Source organism: Sinorhizobium sp. RAC02, from assembly GCF_001713395.1.
Lineage (GTDB): Bacteria > Pseudomonadota > Alphaproteobacteria > Rhizobiales > Rhizobiaceae > Shinella.
Genome location: NZ_CP016452.1, coordinates 140,746 through 160,664, shown reverse-complemented (window position 1 = coordinate 160,664; position 19,919 = coordinate 140,746). Strand labels below are relative to the sequence as shown.

Sequence of the window (19,919 nt, the reverse complement as noted above, 5' to 3'; positions counted from 1 at the left end):
TTAATGAATATGGTCGTGGTCGCTCCATTCCGTGTCGAGCGGCGCGCCGATCATGCAGTTTACGCCCAGAACATCGTAGTTGAGATCGACGTTGCCCCGAAGATGGCCAGATGACAGGGCTTCGATCAACCGGGATCCAAAGCCTTTACGGCTGGGCGGCATGACTTGTGGCCCTCCGGTTTCTTTCCACGACAGAGTAAGTTGCGCTTCTGATACGTTCCACGACACTGTCACCTTTCCGGAGTTCACTCCCAAGGCACCATATTTTGCGGCATTCGTGGCAAGCTCGTGCAATATTAGTGTTAGGGCGACCACTGCCTTGGGGGAGACGTCGACATTGGGCCCGCTGATCTCGAATTGTTCGGGCGGATAGGGAGACAGCGCCTCGCTGACCGCCGCGCGAAGGCTGGCTGCTTTCCAACTCCCTTTCGTCAGCAGGTCGTGCGCTCTGGCCAGGCTTTGTAAGCGGGCGTCAAAGGTTGTCCTTGCTGGTTCGACGTCCGGCAAGCCGGCAAACGTCTGACGAGCGATCGCGGCGACCGTCGCAAGGACGTTCTTGACACGGTGGTTCAGTTCGCCGACCAGGAGGTCCTGAACGCGCTCAGCTTCTTTTCGGGCTGTAATATCGCGGGCAATTTTTGAAGCCCCGACGATTTTGCCATCGGCGTCATAGATTGGTGAGACAGTCAAAGAAACGTCCAGGAGCCGTCCGCTGCTATGTCGCCGGACGGTCTCATGGGTTTCCACCCGTTCTCCCGCCTTGATGCGGGCGATGATGCGAGCCTCCTCGTCGATGCGGTCGTCTGGAACGAGGAGGGTGACAGGCCTACCCACGATTTCCTCGGCGCAAAATCCATAGAGCTTTTCGGCGCCACTGTTCCAATCGGTAACCGTCATGGCGAGGTCAATACCGAGGATCGCATCTTCCGACGAGGCGATGATTGACGCCAGGCGCTTGAGTTTTGCCTCGTAGCCAACCCGTTCCGTCGTTTCATTGACGATGCAGAGCACGGCGAGAACATGACCCTGTTCGTTAGAAATGGGCGAGTAGGAAATGTCGAAATAGACGGTTTCCGGCACGCCATGCCGCTCGATATAAAAGGGCCGATCCTTGGCGACAACTGTGTCGCCGGCCTCACGCACCCTGAGGAGAAGCGGTTCCAGGTCGTCCCAAAGTTCGGCCCAGTTTTCTTTCGCCGGTCTCCCTAAGGCTCTCGGGTGCTTGGTTCCGATCGATGGGGCGTATGCATCATTATAAATGGCGATGAAGTCATCCCCGCAAAACATCACGATCTGCGCGCCCGACGGAATTGCGATGTCAACCGCACACTTCAATTGAGGCGGCCACGACGACATCGGTCCGAGGCTAGTGCTTGCCCAGTCGTGGTTGCGAATAATGTCAGCCATCGAGCCGTGATCGGGGGTGGCCGGACCGTGATTGTGCATTGAAACCCCTCGCGCCTCCCTTTTATTTGAAGAATTCCGGCCAGCAAGTCAACGCATATCAAGGCTGAAAATTTATACGTTTCAGGCGTAAAGCCCATTTGCTACATGGTGTTAGCGCACCAACTCGGGTGGGACTTAGCGATTTGATTGCGTTGAAGACTGTCAGGTGGGCCGTGGCGGGGGGCGTGGCAGACCGCGCCGTTTGCAGCGGCGCTTCCATGCTTGGACACCCGGTAAAGCGCGGACATATGGGCGCATGGTTGTTCAGCCCTGATCGGCAATTGCGAAGATGCGAAGGTGAGGCGCTTCAGACCCGATCGTATGTGAACGATGTAAGAAGGCTTGTGACGAAATTGCTCGCCTTCTCTTTGACGAGGACTTCGGTCCACTCGTCGGTCCCCCGCAGCATCAGCCCGGTGTAAATACTGTCGACGGCAGCCTCTTCGATCCGCTTGATATGACCGTGAAACGAAGCCTCGTCGCCGGATCTATAGAGGTCGCGAACGACCATCCTCAGAATTTCCTGGATCGCAATTTGCCATGCTGTGTTGATGGCCTGAAGTTCACTGGTTTTCTCGGTAATTGGATCACTCGTGATTTCTGGCAGGTCTTGCCGCAGGCGTGTGGCCGTGGGTGTCAGGCACAAAAAAAGGCCAGGCAATCTGCCTGACCTCGGTTGGTAATTGCTTTCGACAGTGCCAGTACATCCGTGGTCAAAGGAAAGCAGTTACCGATTATACAGCTTGCAGGTTGCAGGCAGACATCTTGCCCGACTTGTTGTCGCGCTCAAGGTCGAAACCGATCTTCTGGCCTTCGACGATTTCGCGCATTCCAGCACGCTCGACGGCAGAGATGTGAACGAAGGCGTCAGCGCCGCCGTTGTCAGGCTGAATGAAGCCGAAGCCCTTCGTGGAATTAAACCATTTTACGGTGCCAGTGGTCATGATGAACCCTTTCATAGCAATATAGACGACCGCAACGCATTGCGGATGATGATAACGATCGTTTTAAAGGGAGGGTTCGTTCAAAACGCGGTGCTAGTCGCGTGGTAACCAAAGCTCGGCAAGAAAAAATCGATAACTCATCTTATAGGCATCATGGGTCGAGGCGTCAACTTTTAGTTTTCTACGGCACTATCCCACAGGCGCCTCCCTTTAATCCGTGGGAAAAACTAATCCGGTTACCGCAACTGGTTTCCTCATAATGCGAGGGTCATGTTTGCACCCTCCACAGGGATCATTGAAGTTTTTAGAAAGGCAAATATATGATCAAAGTGGCTCTTCCCTGGATGGCGAGCGCCATCGATTTTAATAAGCGCCGAGCATCTTAGCGGAAGTCGAACATGCCCAAACCGAAGAAATCCACCGTCGTTAGCACCGGAATCGCAGGATTGAACGAAATTCTGCGCGGAGGCCTTCCTGCATCGAACCTCTACATGCTTCAGGGTGCGCCGGGATCGGGCAAGACCACAGCCGCGCTGCAGTTTTTGCGCGCCGGTGTCGAGGCTGGGGAGAGCTGCATCTACGTCACGCTTTCGCAGACAGCTGCAGAATTGGAAGCCATTGCCGTGTCGCACGGCTGGACCCTTGAAGGCATCCGTGTTGAAGAGCTATCGACATCAGGGACCGTCAGTGAAGCCGACGACCAGAGTATATTTCTGACGGCCGATCTGCGGCTGGACGAGACTAGGAAAGCCATTGAAGCAGCGATCGAGGCGCACAAGCCTCGCCGCCTCGTCTATGATTCTCTGCTCGAAATCCGGCTCATCACCGGCGATTCCCCTCGCTTTCGCCGTGAATTGATCGGTTTCAAATCCTTCCTTGCGAAGCGGAACGTGGTCGCGCTGTTACTGGATACCCAGACGCCCGGCTACGACCGCAGCGGCGAGGAGGTCGAGGGGCTCGCCCACGGCGTTATCCGGTTCGACAAGTCGCTGGAGGAATATGGTGGCGTGCGCCGCCGTATCGAAGTCTCCAAGATGCGCGGCGTGCCGATCGCCGACGGTTATCACGATATGGCAATCCGCGAGGGGCAGGGGGTCGTCGTTTTTCCGCGTATCATGTCCAGCGCCGCCGTAGAAACGGCCAAGCCGCAGTTGATCAAATCCGGTGTCGCCGAGCTCGACGAGATGTTCGGCGGTGGCCAGGAGGCCGGGACCACGACGCTCGTCATCGGGCAGTCAGGTACTGGCAAATCGACCATGTCGTCCCTCTATGCCACCGCGGCGCTCAAACGGGGTGAGAGTGTGGCGCTCTTCCTGTTCGAGGAGCGGTTGGAAACCTTCTTCCGTCGTTCTGAAGGCTTGGGCATGGAACTCAGGCAGTTCCACAAGGATGGCAAGCTCATCCTGCGGGACTTCAATCCCAACGAAATCTCCCCCGGCGAATTCGGGCAGATCGTTCAGGACGCCGTCACGCAAAACAAGTCACGGGTTGTGGTCATCGACAGCCTGACGGGATACCTGAATTCTCTGCCCCATCGCGAGAAAGCGGTTCGCGACATCCAGTCGCTGCTGAAGTACCTTGCCCGCTCTGGTGTCCTAACCATGTTGATCGTTGCTCAGCACGGTCTGATCGGACAGAATGTCGGTATCGATGTGGATGTCAGCTTTCTCGGAGATACCGTTCTGCTTCTGCGGATCATGGAGCACGAAGGGCGCTTGCGCCGGAACATCACCGTGGTCAAGAAGCGTCACGGTCCCCACGATCTCAACATCCGTGAGCTGATCATAGAAAGCGGAGGCGTCAGCGTCGTCGCCTACAATCCTCTCCCAGACCCGAAATGAATGGCCTCCCGGTCGATAGCGAGCTGGACTGGGTGCTCGTCCTTGCTCCGTTTCGAAAGGACGCCGATTACGTCGCTGCTTTCCTTCGAGAACAGAAGATCGAGGTCAAGGCCGCCAAGGTCGACGGGGAGCTGGTCGAGCATCTCGCTTTATCTCCCGGCATCATCGTCATTACTCACGAGGCCCTCAACCCGCAGGTTATCGTACGGATTACCACGCATCTCGCGGAGCAGCCCGACTGGTCGGAAGTACCGATCATCGTCCTTTTGGAGCGGACAGCGCCGATTGAACGGATCCGCAGCCAATTGCTGACTTCATGGCCGGGCTCGCGTCTTTTGTTTCACACGCGTCCGATCGCGCCATTGGAACTCGTGAACGGAATCCAGTCAAATTTGCTGGTGCGGTTGCGCCAACGCCAGGTCCGCGATTCTATCGAGCGGGAACGGGAGCTACGTCTGGAGCTCAATCACCGGGTCAAGAATATCCTGGCGAGCGTCACGTCAATTTTTCAGATGACACGGCGCGGCGCCACGTCCGTCGAGGGGTTGGCAAGCGATTTTGCCGGTCGGCTGCAGGCCCTATCCAACGTCCACAGCGCCGTCTTTGAAGCCGGCGGCGAGGAGGTTTCGCTTTCATCCGTCATTGACCTGACGGTTTCTCCCTACAACAGCGCCGGCGATAGCCGCATTCATATCAGCGGGCCGGATATCGTTGTTAGCCGGGACGCCGGAACGACGATCGCGCTTTGCCTGCACGAACTTATCACGAACGCCATCAAATATGGCGCGCTTTCGCGTCCGGATGGGCATGTCGGTCTCTTGTGGTCTGTTGCCACAAACGGCAGTTCCGAACTCTCTTTGGACTGGACGGAAGTCGGAGGGCCGGTTGTGCGGGAGCCGACGCGGCAGGGTTATGGCACTCGATATGTGCGTTCGGCATTGGGATCGCTATTCGGCGCGGTTCCGGAAATCATATTCGCTCCAGGTGGGTTTCGCTTGTCAGTGAGCGGGCCTCTGTCACGCATTTCGGCGCGAAAATAGATTGCGCATATCCTTAATCATGGGTTCAAATAGCTTTCTGCTGTAACTTGCTGAAAGATAAAATAGTTCTTCTCGGATCAATCTGTTGTTCCCCGCGTTCATCAGGTTCGCATAATCGAAAAGACACATGGAACGCGTCAACTGCGGAGAGTTTGAGGGATGACGCAAAAGGGGATCACAGTCGTTGTCGTCGAAGACGAGGCGCTCGTAAGACTGGATGTAGTTATATCGCTTGAGAACGAAGGGTTCATTGTGCTCGAGGCCACAAATGCCGACGACGCCATCGACATTCTGAACGCCCATCCAGAGATCCGGTTGATGTTCACCGATATCGACATGCCGGGCAGTATGGACGGCTTGAAGCTGGCCTCTGCTGTTCGCGACAGATGGCCCCCGGTCAAGATCATCGTGGCTTCGGGTCACCGTCAATTGAGCGACGAACTTTTACCGGTTGAGGGCAGGTTTTTTAGTAAGCCATACGATCATGCTCGCGTCATCGCGACCATTAGGGAAATGCTAGCCGCAGCCTAAGCTTTCACCCGAGGGAGAGCCTGGCCTTCCCGAGGCTTTTACAGATGAATGCCTGAAATTTCCGCCGGATCCTCGTTTCCATGAACAGACAAGTGATATTGACTGGCCGTCGGTTCGAAACCTTTCAAGGCGGAGACGACCGGCAGGGCCCATACAGATGCGGGGCTTGGTTTGCATCTGTATGGGCGATGTGGATCAGCGATTTATCCGAGCGACTATGCGGCTTCCCAAACCTGATTTAGGATCTTCGCCGCAAGTGCAGCTTTGTCCTGCGGCAGGAAGCGACCGTAGTGCTGCTGAACGACATCTGGTGTGTCCTGGATTGCATAACTCGCCTGCTCGTATGACCCGGTCTGCTTTAGGATATGGGTTGCCAGAATATCCCGAAGATTATGCGGTCCGTGCGGCAGCAGGCCCTTGATGGCTCCGCGGCCGGTATAGGGATTGTAGATGCCGTAGCGTTGGACCACGGTCCGCCATGCTTCATAGAATTTGGTGGAATCGTATGCCGCGTCCAGACTGGTCGTCTTCACCGTCTTGACGAAAAAGGTGCCGGGATCTTTCGCTGAACCGAGTAGCACCCCGCGATGGCGATCGATATAGGCTTCGAGGTATTTGTAGAGGTCGAGCAAATCCGGCAGGATCAGGCGAAACGGCTTTTGTCCGAAGAATGATGAGCCTGAGTTCTTGAAGGCGATCGATGGGATGAGGACCTCCCATCCGTTTTCCCGATCGCTCCAGCATATCTCACCGCATTTCATGTCCTCCAGCCGCCGCTCCGATGTCGGAAAATGCCCGCGCGGGCACAAGCGAAGCTGGCGAAGGTTCTTTTGTCGAAGCCCAAGATGCAGGCCGAGGCGCAGCAAAAGGAAAGAGCGGACCGCTTCGGCTGCTGCCCGAGGATAGCGGTTTTCATCCGGCATACGCTTCAGGATCTCATCTGTGACCTTGCGGTATTCCGACAGTGGGCTGTCTGCTTCAAGGACCACCATGATCGGCTCGAACGGATCGCGGTGCACGCGCATGACACGCTGGATTTCCTTCGAACGATTGGCAGCGTGCCGGTGGAAAGCATCGCAGGCGCCGTGCCAGTCACGCTTCGCAAAGTCTATCTCCTCCTGCACGATCAGCCCTTCGATTGGCTGAACCTTCTTCAGGAGCTCCGGATGCTGGCGGATCCAGCCCACCTCTGCCCGCGTGAGAGCTTGCGCCACCATCAGCATGTCTTCTTCCCATTTGGTGTAGAAGCCGCGGCGCTGCTCCCGCCATTGGAGGTACCAGTCCCAGACGCCTGGGAAGATCAACAGGCCAAAGGTTAGTTGTCTGAGCGGCACACCGCGCCCTTTGACGACGCAGGCGGGTGAGGCAGCTAGTGCCCCGAACATGAGGCCGAGATGCTCGACCTTCTGGGATGCGGTTTCCTCTCCCCAAACTCCATTTCGTTGGAAGCCGATTGCGGTCAGCGTCGATGTCTTGAAACGGATCAGGTCGGCCATCTCCATACCCAGTTGCGGCGGCGCATCGACGACCCCGGACAGGATATCAGGATCTTCAAAGGCCTCGGGATTGTGGCTCGTGCTGTCCGGGTTCATTTGTGGTCGTGGAGACAGGGTGCCTCCGCCATAGGTGATCCCCGGAAATCATATTGCATAACGCTGTTTGGTTGCCGCCGCCTGATAGCGACGATAGTCGGTTGAGCCCGAGATGATGACCCGGCGCACCCATTCGATGATTTCCTCCCGCTTGGAGAACGGCAAGCTGCTGAAATTATCCGGAAGATGCCACGCAAGTCGTCGCCGTTCCGCCGCACTGATGTCACCCATATCATGGCCGTAGAGGGAGCGAGATTGGTGCGGCAGCTTCGCTTTGAAATACCTCTGTCCCAGTCGATAACGCCGTTCGATGCGGGAGAGGATCTCGAAGCTCGTCAGAGATCGTGGCACGCGCTCGCCCTGAACCCATGACAGCAGGGTCTTGTCATCGAACGTCTCGCCCAGGCGAATGACGGAACGGTAGAGTTGCCAGTAGCTCTCGCCGAATCGGCGCATGTGATAAACGAGTGCATCGTGAAAGCTCGCCGGATCATCGGTCGCCTCGAACAATGGCTCAGGAAAAGGACTGATCGGTTTCGGTTGTGGTCCCCTCGGCACTGACGAAGATGTAGCCGGGGTCTTGTCGCAAACGATCTGTCGCGGCCTGGAACGCGCCGCAGTTTCCGCCTTGCGCCGAGCGGTATTGCGCGATTTCGTGCGTGTTTTCATCGACTGTATGTTGTCGGCGGCAGGTGGTTCGCCGAGCCAGCGGATGATCGCGTCCAATCCCGGACGGAGCGCCTTCTTCAATTCGGCCGTCAATTGGTTTTCGATCCCGCATGCCTGGCCAAGGGCCGTCCAATCCATACGGCCACTAACGATCGGTGGTGGCCGGCGGTGGATGACAAGACCTATGAGATAAGGCCGAATGCTGTCCAGAACTCGCTGTGAGGCGATTGGCGCGATGCGCACCTCGCAGAAATCCGAGATTTTTCGTTGAAGATGATGAGATGAAAGATAGTGTTTTGCCATGCTCTTATTCCGTTTTCTCGGCACCAGTGCCGAGCGCGGGCGGAATAGAAACAGACGTTTAAAAATAGTTTTGCGGCGAACTGACTCCCAGTCGGGTTTAGGCTTAGGCCAAATTTCAAATGAAGCATCGAGAGGGCCATGCTACAGATTGCAGATGGGATTCGGGGTTTTCATTCACCGGTCAGATTCGATCTACGACGATAGCCCGGCTGAACAATACCAGTTCCCGGGCCAGTATCTCGGTCGTGTCCAGGCGTGTGTGGGTGACTGGATCGTCTACTACGAGCCTCGGAAAGTCGCAGCGACCCGCGGCTATTTTGCTGTCTCCAAGGTTGAACGGGTTATTCACCGGGAAGGCGATTGTGCCTGGCAGGGTTTTCGAGCGGCCACATCCCCAGTTCCTGAGATGGCACCGTGAGAACTGCTTCAAGCAGTAAACATTAGGGTAGTCCCGCGGTGGTGTAGATTCATCCTGAGCGGGTCTATTTCGGTCCGTTGGCGCCAATAATCCTAAAATCATCCCGATCGGTTCTTTTGACTTCCCTTCATGTCGTCTGGTGATATAATCATCCCGATAGGGGTGATTATGGAAAAGATCAAAGATACGAAAAGCCTTGGCCTGCTGATCCGTCAGGAGCGCAAAGAGCAAGGGTTAACCCAGGAGCAACTCGCCGGGGTAATTGGCGTGGGCGTACGTTTTCTGCGTGAACTCGAGGCCGGCAAAGAGAGCTGCCAGATCGGCCGTGCGATGCAAGTCCTAGCCGGTCTTGGTCTCGTCGTTTCCGTCGGCCGTCGCCAGGGTTCGCGATCATGACCCGCGTATTGGACGTCTATTTTCGCGAGACCAAGGCCGGCGTACTCAGCCGGCTCGAAGACAGCCTGCTGACTTTTGCCTATGACAGCACGTATCTCCTGGACCAAAAATCGCGGGCGATATCGTTCTCAATGCCCCTGCAAGAAGAATCATTTGGTGATCAGGTTGTGCGCCCGTTTTTCTCCGGGCTATTGCCGGATGAGGGCGCGCGGCAACGGCTTGCTGGGGCGCTGGGCCTTTCGGCAGGGAACGCCTTCGGACTGCTGGAAGTTATCGGGGGCGAATGTGCAGGGGCCCTGTCACTCTATCCTACAGGCACGGCGCCCGAACCTTCAGGCCAGTCCAACGCCGAAATTCTCACCTCAGAACGTCTGGATGAAATTCTCAGCAGGCTGCGGACCCGGCCTCTGCTTGGTGGAGATGAGGGCGTTCGTCTGTCGCTGGCCGGCGCGCAGGACAAACTGGCGGTCATTGTGGATGACGGTTACATTGCCTTGGCAAAAGACGGCAGACCAACGACCCATATCTTGAAACCAGTCATCCAGGCGTTGGAAGGCACGGTGGAAAACGAGTATTTTTGTATGCGCCTTGCTGCCCGCCTCAAGCTGCCAGTACCCCATGTCGAGATACGCCTTAGTGGAGCCACTGCTTTTCTCCTAGTGGAACGCTATGATCGGACGAAGGCTGCAGATGGCATCATCGAGCGCCTGCATCAGGAGGACCTCTGCCAGGCCCTTAGCGTACCGCCGGAGTTGAAGTATGAGGCTGAGGGCGGACCGGGAACAGAACGATCTCTCGGGCTGATCGACCAGGCCTGCGCGAGGCCCGTCGCGGATCGGTTACAGTTCATCCGCATGCTGATCTTTCATTATCTCGTGGGCAACGCCGATGCCCACGGCAAGAACTACGCCCTGCTTTACGGCTCCGATGAATCGGATCTGGCGCCGATCTACGATGTCGTTTGCACGGCCGTTTATCCCCGCTTGTCAAAGAGGCTCGCCATGAAAATTGGTGGCCGTGATGTGCCCGACACTATCCAGCTGAAGCATTGGAAGACATTGGTGCCCGAAACCAAATCTTCTCAGCGCATCCTGGTTCGCGATCTTGCCCAAATGGCGGAAAGGATTGTGAGCGAAGCCGATGCCCTTGTCGCAGAGTTGGCCGAAGACGGGATCAAGCACCCTATCCTGAGTGCAATTCGCAAGGTCATCTCAAGTCGGGCTGGTTCGCTGCAGAGGGTCACGGAGCAGGTGCCTTAAGAAACTGAATGTTCTCAAACATCATCGCTCTGTCCTTCGAACACGGGCCGGTGGTTCAGATCCCTTCAAGACCTCCGGCCGGAAGGGATGTCCTGCTGTGCCTCAGTGCAAGAGGTATATGCGTGCTTTCTCCATGACCTCTCGGGTGAGTTCGTGCAGCCGGTCTGCGGCGAGCCGGTTGATCTGCCAGTAGAGCGGAATGTCGAGCGGGGATTGCGGACACAATTCGACCAGGCGGCCCGCCGCGATGTGTTCTCGCACCAGGAGCGCCGGGTTCATGCCCCAGCCCATGCCGGCCAAACTCGCTTCGACGAAACTTTGCGTCGACGGCAGCCAGTGGGTCGGGCAGGTGACGTCCCTTCCGAGGGTTTGACGGATCCACCGGGTCTGCAAACGGTCTTTCTGGTTGAAGATGAGCGATGGTGCGCGCATCAGAGCTTCGGGCGACAATTCGTCGGGGAAGTGGCGTGCCATGAAATCCGGACTCGCCGTTGCATGATAGCGCAGCATGCCGAGGGACAGGCGGCGGCAACCTCGGACCGGCTTTTCGTGGCTGGTGACCGCCGCCAGCACCCTCCCGCGCTCAAGCCATTCGGCCGTATGGTCCTCGTCGTCGATCGCCACGTTCGCGAGATAGGATGTCTGTTTCGTGAACGTCGCGATCGCCGCCAGAAACCAGGTTGCGAGGCTGTCGGCATTGGTCGCGATGTGCAGTGTCACCCGCTGGCGGGATTCGTCAGGCGAAGCCAGGGCCGGCAGATGCCGCAGCAACTCGCCTTCCAGGATGCCGACATTTTCCATGTGCCGGCAGAGCCACTCACCCGTCTCCGTCGCCGCGCAGGGCGCACCGCGAACGATCAGCACGACGCCCAGGCGCTCCTCCAACTGCTTGATACGCTGGGAGACGGCCGAGGGCGTCACGTTCAGGAGACCTGCAGCCTTTTCGAAGCTGCCGGTCTGCACCACGGCCGCAACGGCGCGGAGAGCGGAATAGTCGAGCATGGATTAATTCTGCTTAATTTGAGTTAGTAGCATTAACTAGCCTGAACCTGCCCGCCGCGATACGGAAAAGCGCAGCGAAGAGGGAGCATTGCGCGGCACATGAGTTTTTCCGTTTATTTCACTGGGTTCACCATGGGCCTCAGCCTGATAGTGGCGATCGGAGCCCAGAACGCCTTTGTGTTGCGGCAGGGCCTGCGCAACGAGCATGTTTTTGCGATCTGCCTTGCCTGCGCGCTGTCCGATGGGGTGCTGATCCTGATCGGCATCACGAGTTTCCAGCAAATCGCCGCGGTGTTGCCATGGCTCGATCCTCTCATGCGCTATGGCGGGGCCATCTTCCTCGTCTGGTATGGCGCGAAAAACCTCTATTCCGCTTTTCGCTCGTCCGGCGCGCTGGCGGCGGGGGAGGGCAACGCCTCCAGCCTGCGCAAGGCGCTGCTCACCGGCCTTGCGCTCACCTGGCTCAATCCGCATGTCTATCTCGATACCGTGGTGCTGCTCGGCACGATCTCGACGCGCTTCCCGGGCCTTGAAGCGTCCTTCGCGGCCGGCGCGGTCACGGCTTCGTTCCTGTTCTTCTTCTCGCTTGGTTATGGCGCCACGAAGCTGCGGCCGGTCTTCGCCAATCCGGTGGCCTGGCGCGTTCTGGAGGGGATTGTCGCGGTGACAATGTGGCTGATCGCTTTCAAGCTCGCCAGTGGTCTATGATCGGTGGCGGCAGGAGAAGACCATGACCCTCTTCAACGGCCTTTCGGCCTTTTCCATCACACCGACGGATGCGGCGGGCCGCGTCGACACGGCGATCCTTGCGCGCCTGCTCAAACGCATCCTGCGGGCCGGCGCGAATTCCATCGGTCTTCTGGGCAGCACCGGCTGTTATGCTTTCCTGTCGCGGGATGAGCGGCGGCGCGCGGTCGAGGCCGCGATGGAGAGCGTCGGCGGCAGGATTCCCGTCATCGTCGGCGTCGGCGCGCTGCGCACGGACGAGGCGGAAGCGCTCGCCCGCGATGCGAAGGCGGCCGGGGCTGATGGCCTGCTGCTCGCACCCATGTCCTATACGCCGCTCACGGAGGAAGAGGTCTTTCAGCACATGTCCGCCGTCGCTGAGGCCGGCGGCTTGCCGCTGTGCATCTACAACAATCCCGGCACCACCCGGTTCATCTTCAGCGACAGCCTGATCGCGCGGCTTGCAAAGGTAGCCGGTATTGCTGCCATCAAGATGCCGCTGCCGGCGGATGGCGACTTCCGCGCCGAGCTTGCCCGGCTGCGCGCCGTGACACCTGCCGGTTTTTCCATCGGCTACAGCGGCGATTGGGGCGCGGCGCAATCGCTGCTGTCTGGCGGCGATGCCTGGTACAGCGTCGCCGCCGGCCTGCTGCCGGCCGAGGCCTTAGCGCTGACCCGAGCCGCCGTGGCCGGCGACAGGGAAGAAGCGGAGAGGCTCGACCAAGCGTTCCAACCGCTCTGGAGCCTGTTCAAGGAATTTGGGAGTTTTCGCGTGATGTATGCCATCGCGGATATTGTCGGTCTCTGCCGCGTCGTTCCACCACGGCCGATCCTGCCCCTGTGTCCTGTCGATATCCTGCGGGTGGAAGCGGCGCTCGAAAGCCTGGAAATCGAACCAATGGGACGTGCTGCGGATACCTGAAGCCATGCTTCGGCCTGCACCGAACTATTTTCGATATGCGTCCGCTAGGGTGTGCACGCAGATATAGGCAAGGACGAACCTGAATGAGATCAGAGCAAACAAACCGGGCGGCCGATCTATGCCTGCTGGTCCTTCTGTCGACGCTGTGGGGCTCGTCTTACACCTTCATCAAGATCGGTGTCGAAACGATCCCGCCGATAACGTTGATCGCGGCCAGAACGCTGATTGCAGGAAGCCTGCTCCTCGTTCTCGTGAAGGCACGCGGCCTCTCGCTGCCGCGGGACCGCACGAGTTGGGGCCGCTTTCTGTTTCAGGCCTGCCTCAACAGCGTCATCCCGTTCACACTGATTGCCTGGGCGGAGCAGACGACCGATGCCGGACTCGCGACGATCCTCAATTCGACCTCGCCGATCTTCACCTTCCTGCTGACGGTTCTCATCACCCGTCATGAGGCGGTGTCAGGTCGCAAGCTATTCGGGGTTTTCGCCGGTCTGTTGGGCGTTTGCCTCATCGTCGGCTTCGAAGCATTGGAGGGTCTCGGACAAGAAACCTGGGCACAGCTCGCCATCGTCGCAGCGACGATCTCCTATGCGGGCGCCGCGATTTTCGGGAAGAATTTCCGGGGAATGGATTCGATGCTGCCGGCTGCCGGGTCGATGATCTGCGGCGCGGTTCTCCTCATTCCCGCCAGCCTGATCGTCGATCGCCCGTGGACATTGACCCCCAGCAGTAGTTCCCTGGCCGCGCTCCTCGGGCTATCCGTTTTTTCGACGGCGCTCGCCTTCGTGATCTATTTCCGGCTTATCCAGACACTGGGCTCGGTCGGGACGACGGCGCAGGCCTATATGCGCGTGCCGATCGGCGTGGGGCTCGGCGTGCTGTTTCTGGAAGAGACGTTGATGCCGATGGCTTGGCTGGGCTTTGTCTGCGTTCTCGCGGGCGTGATCGCGATGACGTGGCCGGTGCGCCACATCGCCACGACCCCGTCCCGCTGAGAAGAAGCCTCCTGTTGGAGCGCATAATCGTCGTTTCAGCGCGATCCTGAAATCTTAAAGTACGACCGTCCCAAAATCGGTCCTTCAGCCCCAAGTTTTCGTGTGGGCGGGCAATTGAGTACAATTAGGCTTTTACCCACCAGGGTCAGCGGTTCAGATCCCATCAACGCCACCAGCCGGAACGCATGGCCTATTAATCCGTTCCGATGAAGCGCTCCACGCTGTCGGGATGACTGCAGGTCTTTCTCACGACCTCGCACTCTTGTTGGAAAAGCTGGAGGTGACCGCATCACGCTCTATCCAGTCCTCAATTCAATTTCTACGATCACCAGTCGTTAGGCGGTATACTCCCCTGCCTTATCCTCTGACAGGAGGCCTCATGCCATCCGAACCCGTTCGCCCCGCCTTGCCGTTCTCATCGATGCCGACAATGCTTCTGCGAAGATCGCGGATGGCCTGTTCGAGGAGATTGCCAAGATCGGCGAGGCCAGCGTCCGCCGCATCTACGGTGATTTCTCCAGCGCGCGCTCGAAGACCTGGGCCGAGATATTGGCCAAGCATGCGATCATCCCACAGCAGCAGTTCGCCTATACGACGGGCAAGAACGCCTCCGACATCACCCTGGTGATCGACGCCATGGACCTCCTCCATAGTGGTCGTTCCGACGGGTTCTGCCTGGTTTCCTCCGACAGCGATTTCACGCGGCTTGCCGCGCGCATCCGCGAGCAGGGTGCCGATGTGTTCGGTTTCGGAGAACAGAAGACGCCGGAGAGCTTTCGCCAGGCTTGCCGGCGGTTTGTCTATACCGAGAACCTTCTGCCTTCCGCGCCCGCGAATGAGGTGGAATCCACCTCCGCGGCGAAACCCCTGCAGCAGCCATCGGCCGCAGTGCCAATTATCCGCAAGGTTATCGCGCAGATGGACAGCGAGGACGGCTGGGTACCCCTTGGCGCGGTCGGGACGCAGCTTGCAAATCTCGCGTCCGATTTCGATCCGCGCACCTACGGCTTCCGGAAACTCAGCGACCTCGTACGTAAGACGAACGCCTTCGAGATCGACCATCCGCAGGGGGGAGTGGTGCGTATCCGGATCAAGCCACAGGCCAAGTCAAAACCAAAAGCAAATCCGTCGTAGAGCTGCCGGCGTCCCCATAAAGTGGGGGTGATTGGTGAAGAGCATTGCTGACGTAGTCGCGGAACTGACGAGGGCAGCCGACTAGGTGCAAACAGTCTCCGAAGGAGAAATGCTTCGACTGCTCGGACGTGCCTACGTGACGATCAAGGAGGGTTGGGATTTGCTCGGGGAGCCCGGGCGACTTCAGGAGTCCGCCGAGGCCATGGATCTCATTCAAGCCGGAGGGATGCCGTTGCATCTGAAGGAGGATGAGATGAAGGCAATCTTGCTCGAGGCGGCCAAAGTGATCAAGCAGATCGAAGCCGCGCTGAAATCGAAGAAAGCCGAGGGACGGCGCGCGATCCCGGCGACGGATTCCTGATGACGCATGTTGGCGCCCCAGCGAGTTTGGGCCCCTACTGTGCGTCGTCTGCCTTTGCTCGCTTGCGCGACGCGTAGATCCTCTTCCGTAACATGAAGGAGATTGGTGCCGGTCGCGCCGTCTCGACTGCCAGGGGGACCAATTCGTGATGCTTTTTGCATGCCAACATGAAACTATACCGCCTCGTGCCAAAAGAAATTGACTGAGGGTGCAGGAGCAAATCCATCGATTGCAGATCCCGAAGGATGCATGGCGGGCGACGGTCTTTGCCTTGAGGGATAGGGGATGGCGCCTGAATATGGGCGGCGGCCTTGATCATTCGTGGGCCGTGCTTGAGCGGGACGGCATGCGCATCGACATGGAATACGATATCTGGGGCGAGGGGGCGCTGGTCATGGCCGCGGGCGATGCGGCGAACGTTACCGCCGATCTTCCAGCCAACCTGATTGCCGAACTAGGCTTGCCTTGACCGAGGAACCGGGCGCCGGAATGCAGGAACGAAAGGACGATATCGTCACGGAGGCGCGCGCCGTGCGTCCTGCGCCTCGAAGCGGCATGCTTCTCCTTCTCGCCGCCGGCATTTCCTTCACGACGGGAGCGGGAACCGGCCTTTGGCATAGCATTATGTACGATGAGCATCACCCGGACCCCACCCTGGCGGTGCCGTTCAATTTGATCTTGGGCATATTGGTCAGCTTCGGCACCTTCATGGTCCTCCCCGGCATATTGTTCGCAGCGCGTTGGCTGTTCTGGCCATCGGCGCGTACGCCCTGGTTTCAAGCGCAAACTGCGTTGTTCGTGGTCACCGCAGGGGTTTTTCTGGCGATTTTTTTCGGTTGGTTCCGACACCTCGGTCGGGAAAAAACTTTCGGAATCCGAAGCGCTCAGAAGTAGAACCATTTCTTCACGAGCACGAGGAACAGCGTCCACAGGATGACGTTGATCCAGAGAGTGATTTGGCGTTTCCGCGCAACGCCCATCCTGCCCTTTAAGAATCCCCACACCGCGGCAGCGATGGTGGAATGCGCCAGGATGCCCGCCACCAGCCAGGTGGAGATGTATAGCAGAATGCCGGTGGGGTTCGGCCCCATCCCGTCTCCCCCGCGTGGGGACGTGTAGGTCGATAAGGCACAAATCCACAGCGCGAGAGCCGAAATGCTGATGGCAAGGCTGATCCGGCTGTAATACTTCATTTCCACCCTTTCGGTTCGATGGCCTGCCAGCGGTCGTCTTTACCTGTGACGGCCGCACGACGGTATTGCAGGCGGGAGTCCGCGCGATGCGCCAGGAAAGTGCGGGCCTGATCGAGCGGTGGGCGGATTTCGCTCAACCGCTGGGCCTCCTCGCTGTTGGAGAAGGTGCCCGGCCCGTCGTCGGGGGAGACATCGATACGGCCTTCCATGTGAACCAGGTAGAGTGCATGGTCGCTGAACGCCTGGAGCTGGGGGAGGTAAAATGTCTCCTCCACCCATTCGACCGACCCGGTTTCGGCATTCAGCACCCCAATGCGATGCGGAATGGAGGGCGCGGGATCATAGGCGACGAGGGCGGCGTGTGTGCGGTTGGCCGACAGGCGGTGATCCAGCAGCCATTCCCCATCCAGGGGGTGGTCGCCGAACGCGCAGCTATAGACATGGCGAGACAAATCCATATCTGTGCGCAGATAGCGCCAGGACAGCGTCAGGCCATTCCTCAGCGGTTCGCTTTCGAGGCGCTCGCGGTCCGGGTCGACCTCGTCCAGAAGTACATGCTGCCGGACGATCGGCTGAGGATGGAGCCGGCCATCGATCTCAAGGGCTGAATGCGTGTAGCCGTCGAGTTGGCCGAAGTCGTCATGGCTCAGTCTTGGCTGCGACAGCGACCACTGAACGGTCAGGCTCTCGGGACCGAGACCCGCGAACTTATCGCGGGCGGCATAAGGGATGTCGTCTTGCAGGCCGCGTCCTGGCGGGATCCTTCGCCATCCGGAGGATGAAACCCACAGCCAATAGCCAGCCTCGCCGCCATCGCTCTTGGGGGTCGCCTCGCAGACGAAGGCACCGGCATCCTGCCGCCATGCGAATTCCGCCTGCTCCGTGGCGATGAGCAAGCCGCTCGCCACGCCGTCGACGAACAGTTCCGCTTTCGGATAGTAGAGCGGATCGAGCGGTGCCTCGAGCGCCATGAGGCTGGGCGGGAGATACGGTGTTGCCGCGAGAACGGGGCCACCGGGCGGCGAGGAAGGGCAGGAAACATCCTGGCGCATGCGTATATATTGCCAGTCCCCTTCGGGAATCCATAGGTCGGCGACGCAGACCAGGCGTTCTGGGCTGGAACTGGTGATCAGGTCGTCGATCATGACCGTATAGGTCTGGTTCGAGGTGAGCGGGCTCCGCCGGCCGGTCACCGTATTGTCTCCGACAAGGTCGATTTCCCAGAAAGCGTTTGCCTCATGGCAGCGGTACAGCAGCCGGTGGTGACGGTCGAAGAGCAGCAAAGACCATTTCTCACGCGACGGGCTCGGCGAAACGAAATAGCGGCCATCGGGCGAAAAGCCGGTCGATGCGCCGGCGCCGAGGATGACGCTGCCGTCCGCAAACAGGTAGTCGCAGATGACCGGGCCGCCCATGGCGAATTCGCCGCAGGACAGAACCCGTAGCGTCTCGCCTTCCGGAGTGACCGGCGCGGGGCCGCCCCATGCGCTTGTCCCCGTGAAAGGCACCGGCTCCGTTTCGGTCAGGCGCGGTCCTGGCCGTTTTCGCACGATCCTAAGCTTTGCGAATTTTTCCCAGATCGTTTGCAGCCAGAGCAGGACGACAAAGCATGCAAGGCCGGCGATAAGGCTTAATATCGTCCACGGCACGAGTTGGGCTGTCGCATAGCTGAGGCCCCAGCAAGCACCAAGCATCCATAGGAAGGTATGGTTCACTTCACCGAAAAGCCTGTCCTCCACACATTCGATGATCATGGCCGCGACCCAGTACAGGGGGACGAGTTGCAGTGGAAGGTAAAGCGGGACGAGGAAGGGGACGACGAGAAGAGCAAGGCCGAACGACAGCCGCAGAACGATGAGGAGCATCCCACGGGCGGGGCGTTCGTCGCTCATGCCGCCACCAAGCGAATGCCGCGCGCGAAGAAACGGACGGGATCGGTCATGGGCATCGTCTGGTGGCCGTGCTTTTCCGGATAGGACGCTGAAATTCGATCATGCTTCAGCCACGCTGGACCAACAAGGCCCCAGCGACGATCAATACCAGAAAGAGCCCCGCCGCGGCCGCCGCTATGCCCAAGATGGCCAACCAGGTCTTCGCGCTGCCGAGGTTGGGCCGCTGGCCGTCGGCAGACTTTGTGCCGAGATACGCGAGAACGCCGAAGACGATCGGCGTGCCTCCTCCGACCGTCATAGCCATGGCACTTTCCGGGGCAGTGCGATGCCAGATTGTTGCGAACATGTAGATGCCGGCGACCGTTCCCACGATCAGGGAGCCGAGAATCATGAGAATGCGCATTATATGTGTTTCGGGACCGCCTGCTGGGACCGGGATCTCCGAGTTGACGTTGACATTCCGTCTACTCGAGCACGCGGAGACATTGTAACATGACGGTCGATTGAGAACTCCATCGTCCACGAACCCGCGGAAATTTGCGAGGTAACGACCGGCGATTGCGATGGGGGCGCCTACCACTCGTGGTCAGGGTCGACAAGGAACGTTGGGATTTCTGCGTCTCCTCCGTTTGCGCAGCGCAACAGTTCGACACAGCGCCTGCGCTCTTCCTGTATGCCCTCGATAATCATCGCGACAGGATCTTTATGGCCGTTCGCAAGATGGCGCGCGGCGATGTTCCACGCCATGCGCTCCGTACTCGATGCAAAAATGCTCGATCCATTGTCCAAGGGTTTCTCCGTGTCGGCACTGCGGCCGCGCAAGATGCCTCAAGGTCCTTGCGCGAAGATTGCAGGCTTGCTCAAGTACCGGCGCCGATCGCGTCGCCCGCTTGCGCGGCGCGGAGATCTTCATGCGTAATATGAAGCATATAGGGGCCGGTCACGCCGTCTCGGTCGAATTTCTCACTCGCGATGCTTTCCAGCAAAGTTCTATGCCGTTTTAGCAACCCGACCGGGCCAACCGAGTCCGGATCAAGCTGCTGCAGTGTGCTGGCATAGACGAAGACGTCGACGGTCATTCCGTCGGACGTCTGCATTGGCCAGAACAGCCCGAGTTCCTTTGGCGCCGATGCGCCCTGCTTTCTGATAAGCGGCATTTCGTGTCCTGCATGCATTCATGTTGATGGAGAGATCCGATGCAGCGGGGGCTGCGAGAACCTCCCCAGTTCCTCCGCTTGAGTCGGACGAACGGTGC

General features: G+C 58.8%; 20 protein-coding genes and 3 pseudogenes. 13 read left to right on the top strand and 10 right to left on the bottom strand.

Annotated elements, in window-relative coordinates; genetic code table 11:
• From BSY16_RS21905 to BSY16_RS21895, 3 genes are all read right to left on the bottom strand, one after another.
• Window positions 1–1,446 (bottom strand): sensor histidine kinase, encoded by a 1,446-nt coding sequence (locus BSY16_RS21905; protein ID WP_069061998.1) that lies wholly within the window; start codon window positions 1,444–1,446, stop codon window positions 1–3.
• Between the two features lie 307 nt (window positions 1,447–1,753).
• Window positions 1,754–2,029: a hypothetical protein gene (locus BSY16_RS21900; protein ID WP_069063625.1), complete on the bottom strand. Its 276-nt coding sequence runs from the start codon at window positions 2,027–2,029 to the stop codon at window positions 1,754–1,756.
• 151 nt (window positions 2,030–2,180) lie between these two features.
• Window positions 2,181–2,390 (bottom strand): cold-shock protein, encoded by a 210-nt coding sequence (locus tag BSY16_RS21895; protein ID WP_027687039.1) that lies wholly within the window; start codon window positions 2,388–2,390, stop codon window positions 2,181–2,183.
• Window positions 2,391–2,788: 398 nt separating this feature from the next.
• Between BSY16_RS21895 and BSY16_RS21890 the strand changes: the two genes are divergently transcribed.
• The 3 genes from BSY16_RS21890 (at window position 2,789) to BSY16_RS21880 (ending at window position 5,802) form a co-directional block, all read left to right on the top strand.
• Complete coding sequence (locus BSY16_RS21890) at window positions 2,789–4,231, top strand: DUF7125 family protein (protein ID WP_069061997.1); 1,443 nt, start codon at window positions 2,789–2,791, stop codon at window positions 4,229–4,231.
• A complete protein-coding gene (locus BSY16_RS21885; protein ID WP_069061996.1) occupies window positions 4,228–5,271 on the top strand; it encodes a sensor histidine kinase in 1,044 nt (347 codons plus the stop codon). The genes BSY16_RS21890 and BSY16_RS21885 overlap by 4 nt, the downstream gene beginning before the upstream one ends.
• 159 nt (window positions 5,272–5,430) lie before the next feature.
• The gene (locus BSY16_RS21880) at window positions 5,431–5,802 is read left to right on the top strand and encodes a response regulator (RefSeq protein ID WP_069061995.1); all 372 of its coding nucleotides are present in this window, start codon (window positions 5,431–5,433) and stop codon (window positions 5,800–5,802) included.
• A 215-nt stretch (window positions 5,803–6,017) separates the two neighbouring features.
• On the opposite strand, the pseudogene BSY16_RS21875 reads toward BSY16_RS21880, so the two are convergent.
• Window positions 6,018–8,366 (bottom strand): annotated as a pseudogene (locus BSY16_RS21875) (hypothetical protein).
• Window positions 8,367–8,520: 154 nt separating this feature from the next.
• On the opposite strand from BSY16_RS21875, the pseudogene BSY16_RS32855 reads away from it, so the two are divergent.
• The 3 genes and pseudogenes from BSY16_RS32855 to BSY16_RS21865 form a co-directional block, all read left to right on the top strand.
• Window positions 8,521–8,712, top strand: a pseudogene (locus BSY16_RS32855) (HNH endonuclease); the annotation flags it as partial.
• Window positions 8,713–8,952: 240 nt separating this feature from the next.
• Window positions 8,953–9,180: a helix-turn-helix domain-containing protein gene (locus BSY16_RS21870; RefSeq protein ID WP_083243213.1), complete on the top strand. Its 228-nt coding sequence runs from the start codon at window positions 8,953–8,955 to the stop codon at window positions 9,178–9,180.
• Entirely contained in the window at window positions 9,177–10,439 is a 1,263-nt protein-coding gene (locus tag BSY16_RS21865; protein WP_069061994.1) for a type II toxin-antitoxin system HipA family toxin, read from the top strand. The genes BSY16_RS21870 and BSY16_RS21865 overlap by 4 nt, the downstream gene beginning before the upstream one ends.
• Before the next feature lie 102 nt (window positions 10,440–10,541).
• On the opposite strand, the gene BSY16_RS21860 is transcribed toward BSY16_RS21865, so the two are convergent.
• Complete coding sequence (locus tag BSY16_RS21860; protein ID WP_069061993.1) at window positions 10,542–11,441, bottom strand: LysR family transcriptional regulator ArgP; 900 nt, start codon at window positions 11,439–11,441, stop codon at window positions 10,542–10,544.
• 99 nt (window positions 11,442–11,540) lie between these two features.
• On the opposite strand from BSY16_RS21860, the gene BSY16_RS21855 reads away from it, so the two are divergent.
• From BSY16_RS21855 to BSY16_RS21830, 7 genes and pseudogenes are all read left to right on the top strand, one after another.
• Window positions 11,541–12,149 carry a LysE/ArgO family amino acid transporter gene (locus BSY16_RS21855; protein WP_069061992.1) on the top strand — a complete coding sequence of 203 codons (609 nt, stop codon included), beginning with the start codon at window positions 11,541–11,543 and terminating at the stop codon, window positions 12,147–12,149.
• Between the two features lie 22 nt (window positions 12,150–12,171).
• A complete protein-coding gene (locus BSY16_RS21850) occupies window positions 12,172–13,089 on the top strand; it encodes a dihydrodipicolinate synthase family protein (RefSeq protein WP_069061991.1) in 918 nt (305 codons plus the stop codon).
• 83 nt (window positions 13,090–13,172) lie between these two features.
• Window positions 13,173–14,084, top strand: coding sequence for a DMT family transporter (locus BSY16_RS21845; RefSeq protein WP_069061990.1), 912 nt, complete (start codon window positions 13,173–13,175; stop codon window positions 14,082–14,084).
• Between the two features lie 379 nt (window positions 14,085–14,463).
• Window positions 14,464–15,218 (top strand): annotated as a pseudogene (locus tag BSY16_RS21840) (NYN domain-containing protein).
• A 109-nt stretch (window positions 15,219–15,327) separates the two neighbouring features.
• Window positions 15,328–15,579, top strand: a complete 252-nt coding sequence (locus BSY16_RS21835; RefSeq protein ID WP_069061988.1) for a hypothetical protein — start codon at window positions 15,328–15,330, stop codon at window positions 15,577–15,579.
• A gap of 229 nt (window positions 15,580–15,808) precedes the next feature.
• Complete coding sequence (locus tag BSY16_RS32105; RefSeq protein ID WP_150130099.1) at window positions 15,809–16,048, top strand: hypothetical protein; 240 nt, start codon at window positions 15,809–15,811, stop codon at window positions 16,046–16,048.
• Window positions 16,049–16,068: 20 nt separating this feature from the next.
• The gene (locus BSY16_RS21830; protein ID WP_069061987.1) at window positions 16,069–16,473 is read left to right on the top strand and encodes a hypothetical protein; all 405 of its coding nucleotides are present in this window, start codon (window positions 16,069–16,071) and stop codon (window positions 16,471–16,473) included.
• Here BSY16_RS21830 and BSY16_RS21825 read toward each other — a convergent pair.
• From BSY16_RS21825 to BSY16_RS21805, 5 genes are all read right to left on the bottom strand, one after another.
• Window positions 16,464–16,772, bottom strand: coding sequence for a hypothetical protein (locus BSY16_RS21825; protein WP_069061986.1), 309 nt, complete (start codon window positions 16,770–16,772; stop codon window positions 16,464–16,466). The two genes, BSY16_RS21830 and BSY16_RS21825, sit on opposite strands and share 10 nt — an antisense overlap.
• Window positions 16,769–18,664 carry a DUF2062 domain-containing protein gene (locus tag BSY16_RS21820; protein WP_150130098.1) on the bottom strand — a complete coding sequence of 632 codons (1,896 nt, stop codon included), beginning with the start codon at window positions 18,662–18,664 and terminating at the stop codon, window positions 16,769–16,771. The genes BSY16_RS21825 and BSY16_RS21820 overlap by 4 nt, the downstream gene beginning before the upstream one ends.
• 106 nt (window positions 18,665–18,770) lie before the next feature.
• A complete protein-coding gene (locus BSY16_RS21815) occupies window positions 18,771–19,067 on the bottom strand; it encodes a hypothetical protein (protein ID WP_069061984.1) in 297 nt (98 codons plus the stop codon).
• 170 nt (window positions 19,068–19,237) lie between these two features.
• The gene (locus BSY16_RS21810) at window positions 19,238–19,453 is read right to left on the bottom strand and encodes a hypothetical protein (protein ID WP_069061983.1); all 216 of its coding nucleotides are present in this window, start codon (window positions 19,451–19,453) and stop codon (window positions 19,238–19,240) included.
• Between the two features lie 71 nt (window positions 19,454–19,524).
• Entirely contained in the window at window positions 19,525–19,821 is a 297-nt protein-coding gene (locus tag BSY16_RS21805; protein ID WP_069061982.1) for a hypothetical protein, read from the bottom strand.
• Window positions 19,822–19,919: the final 98 nt, after the last annotated feature.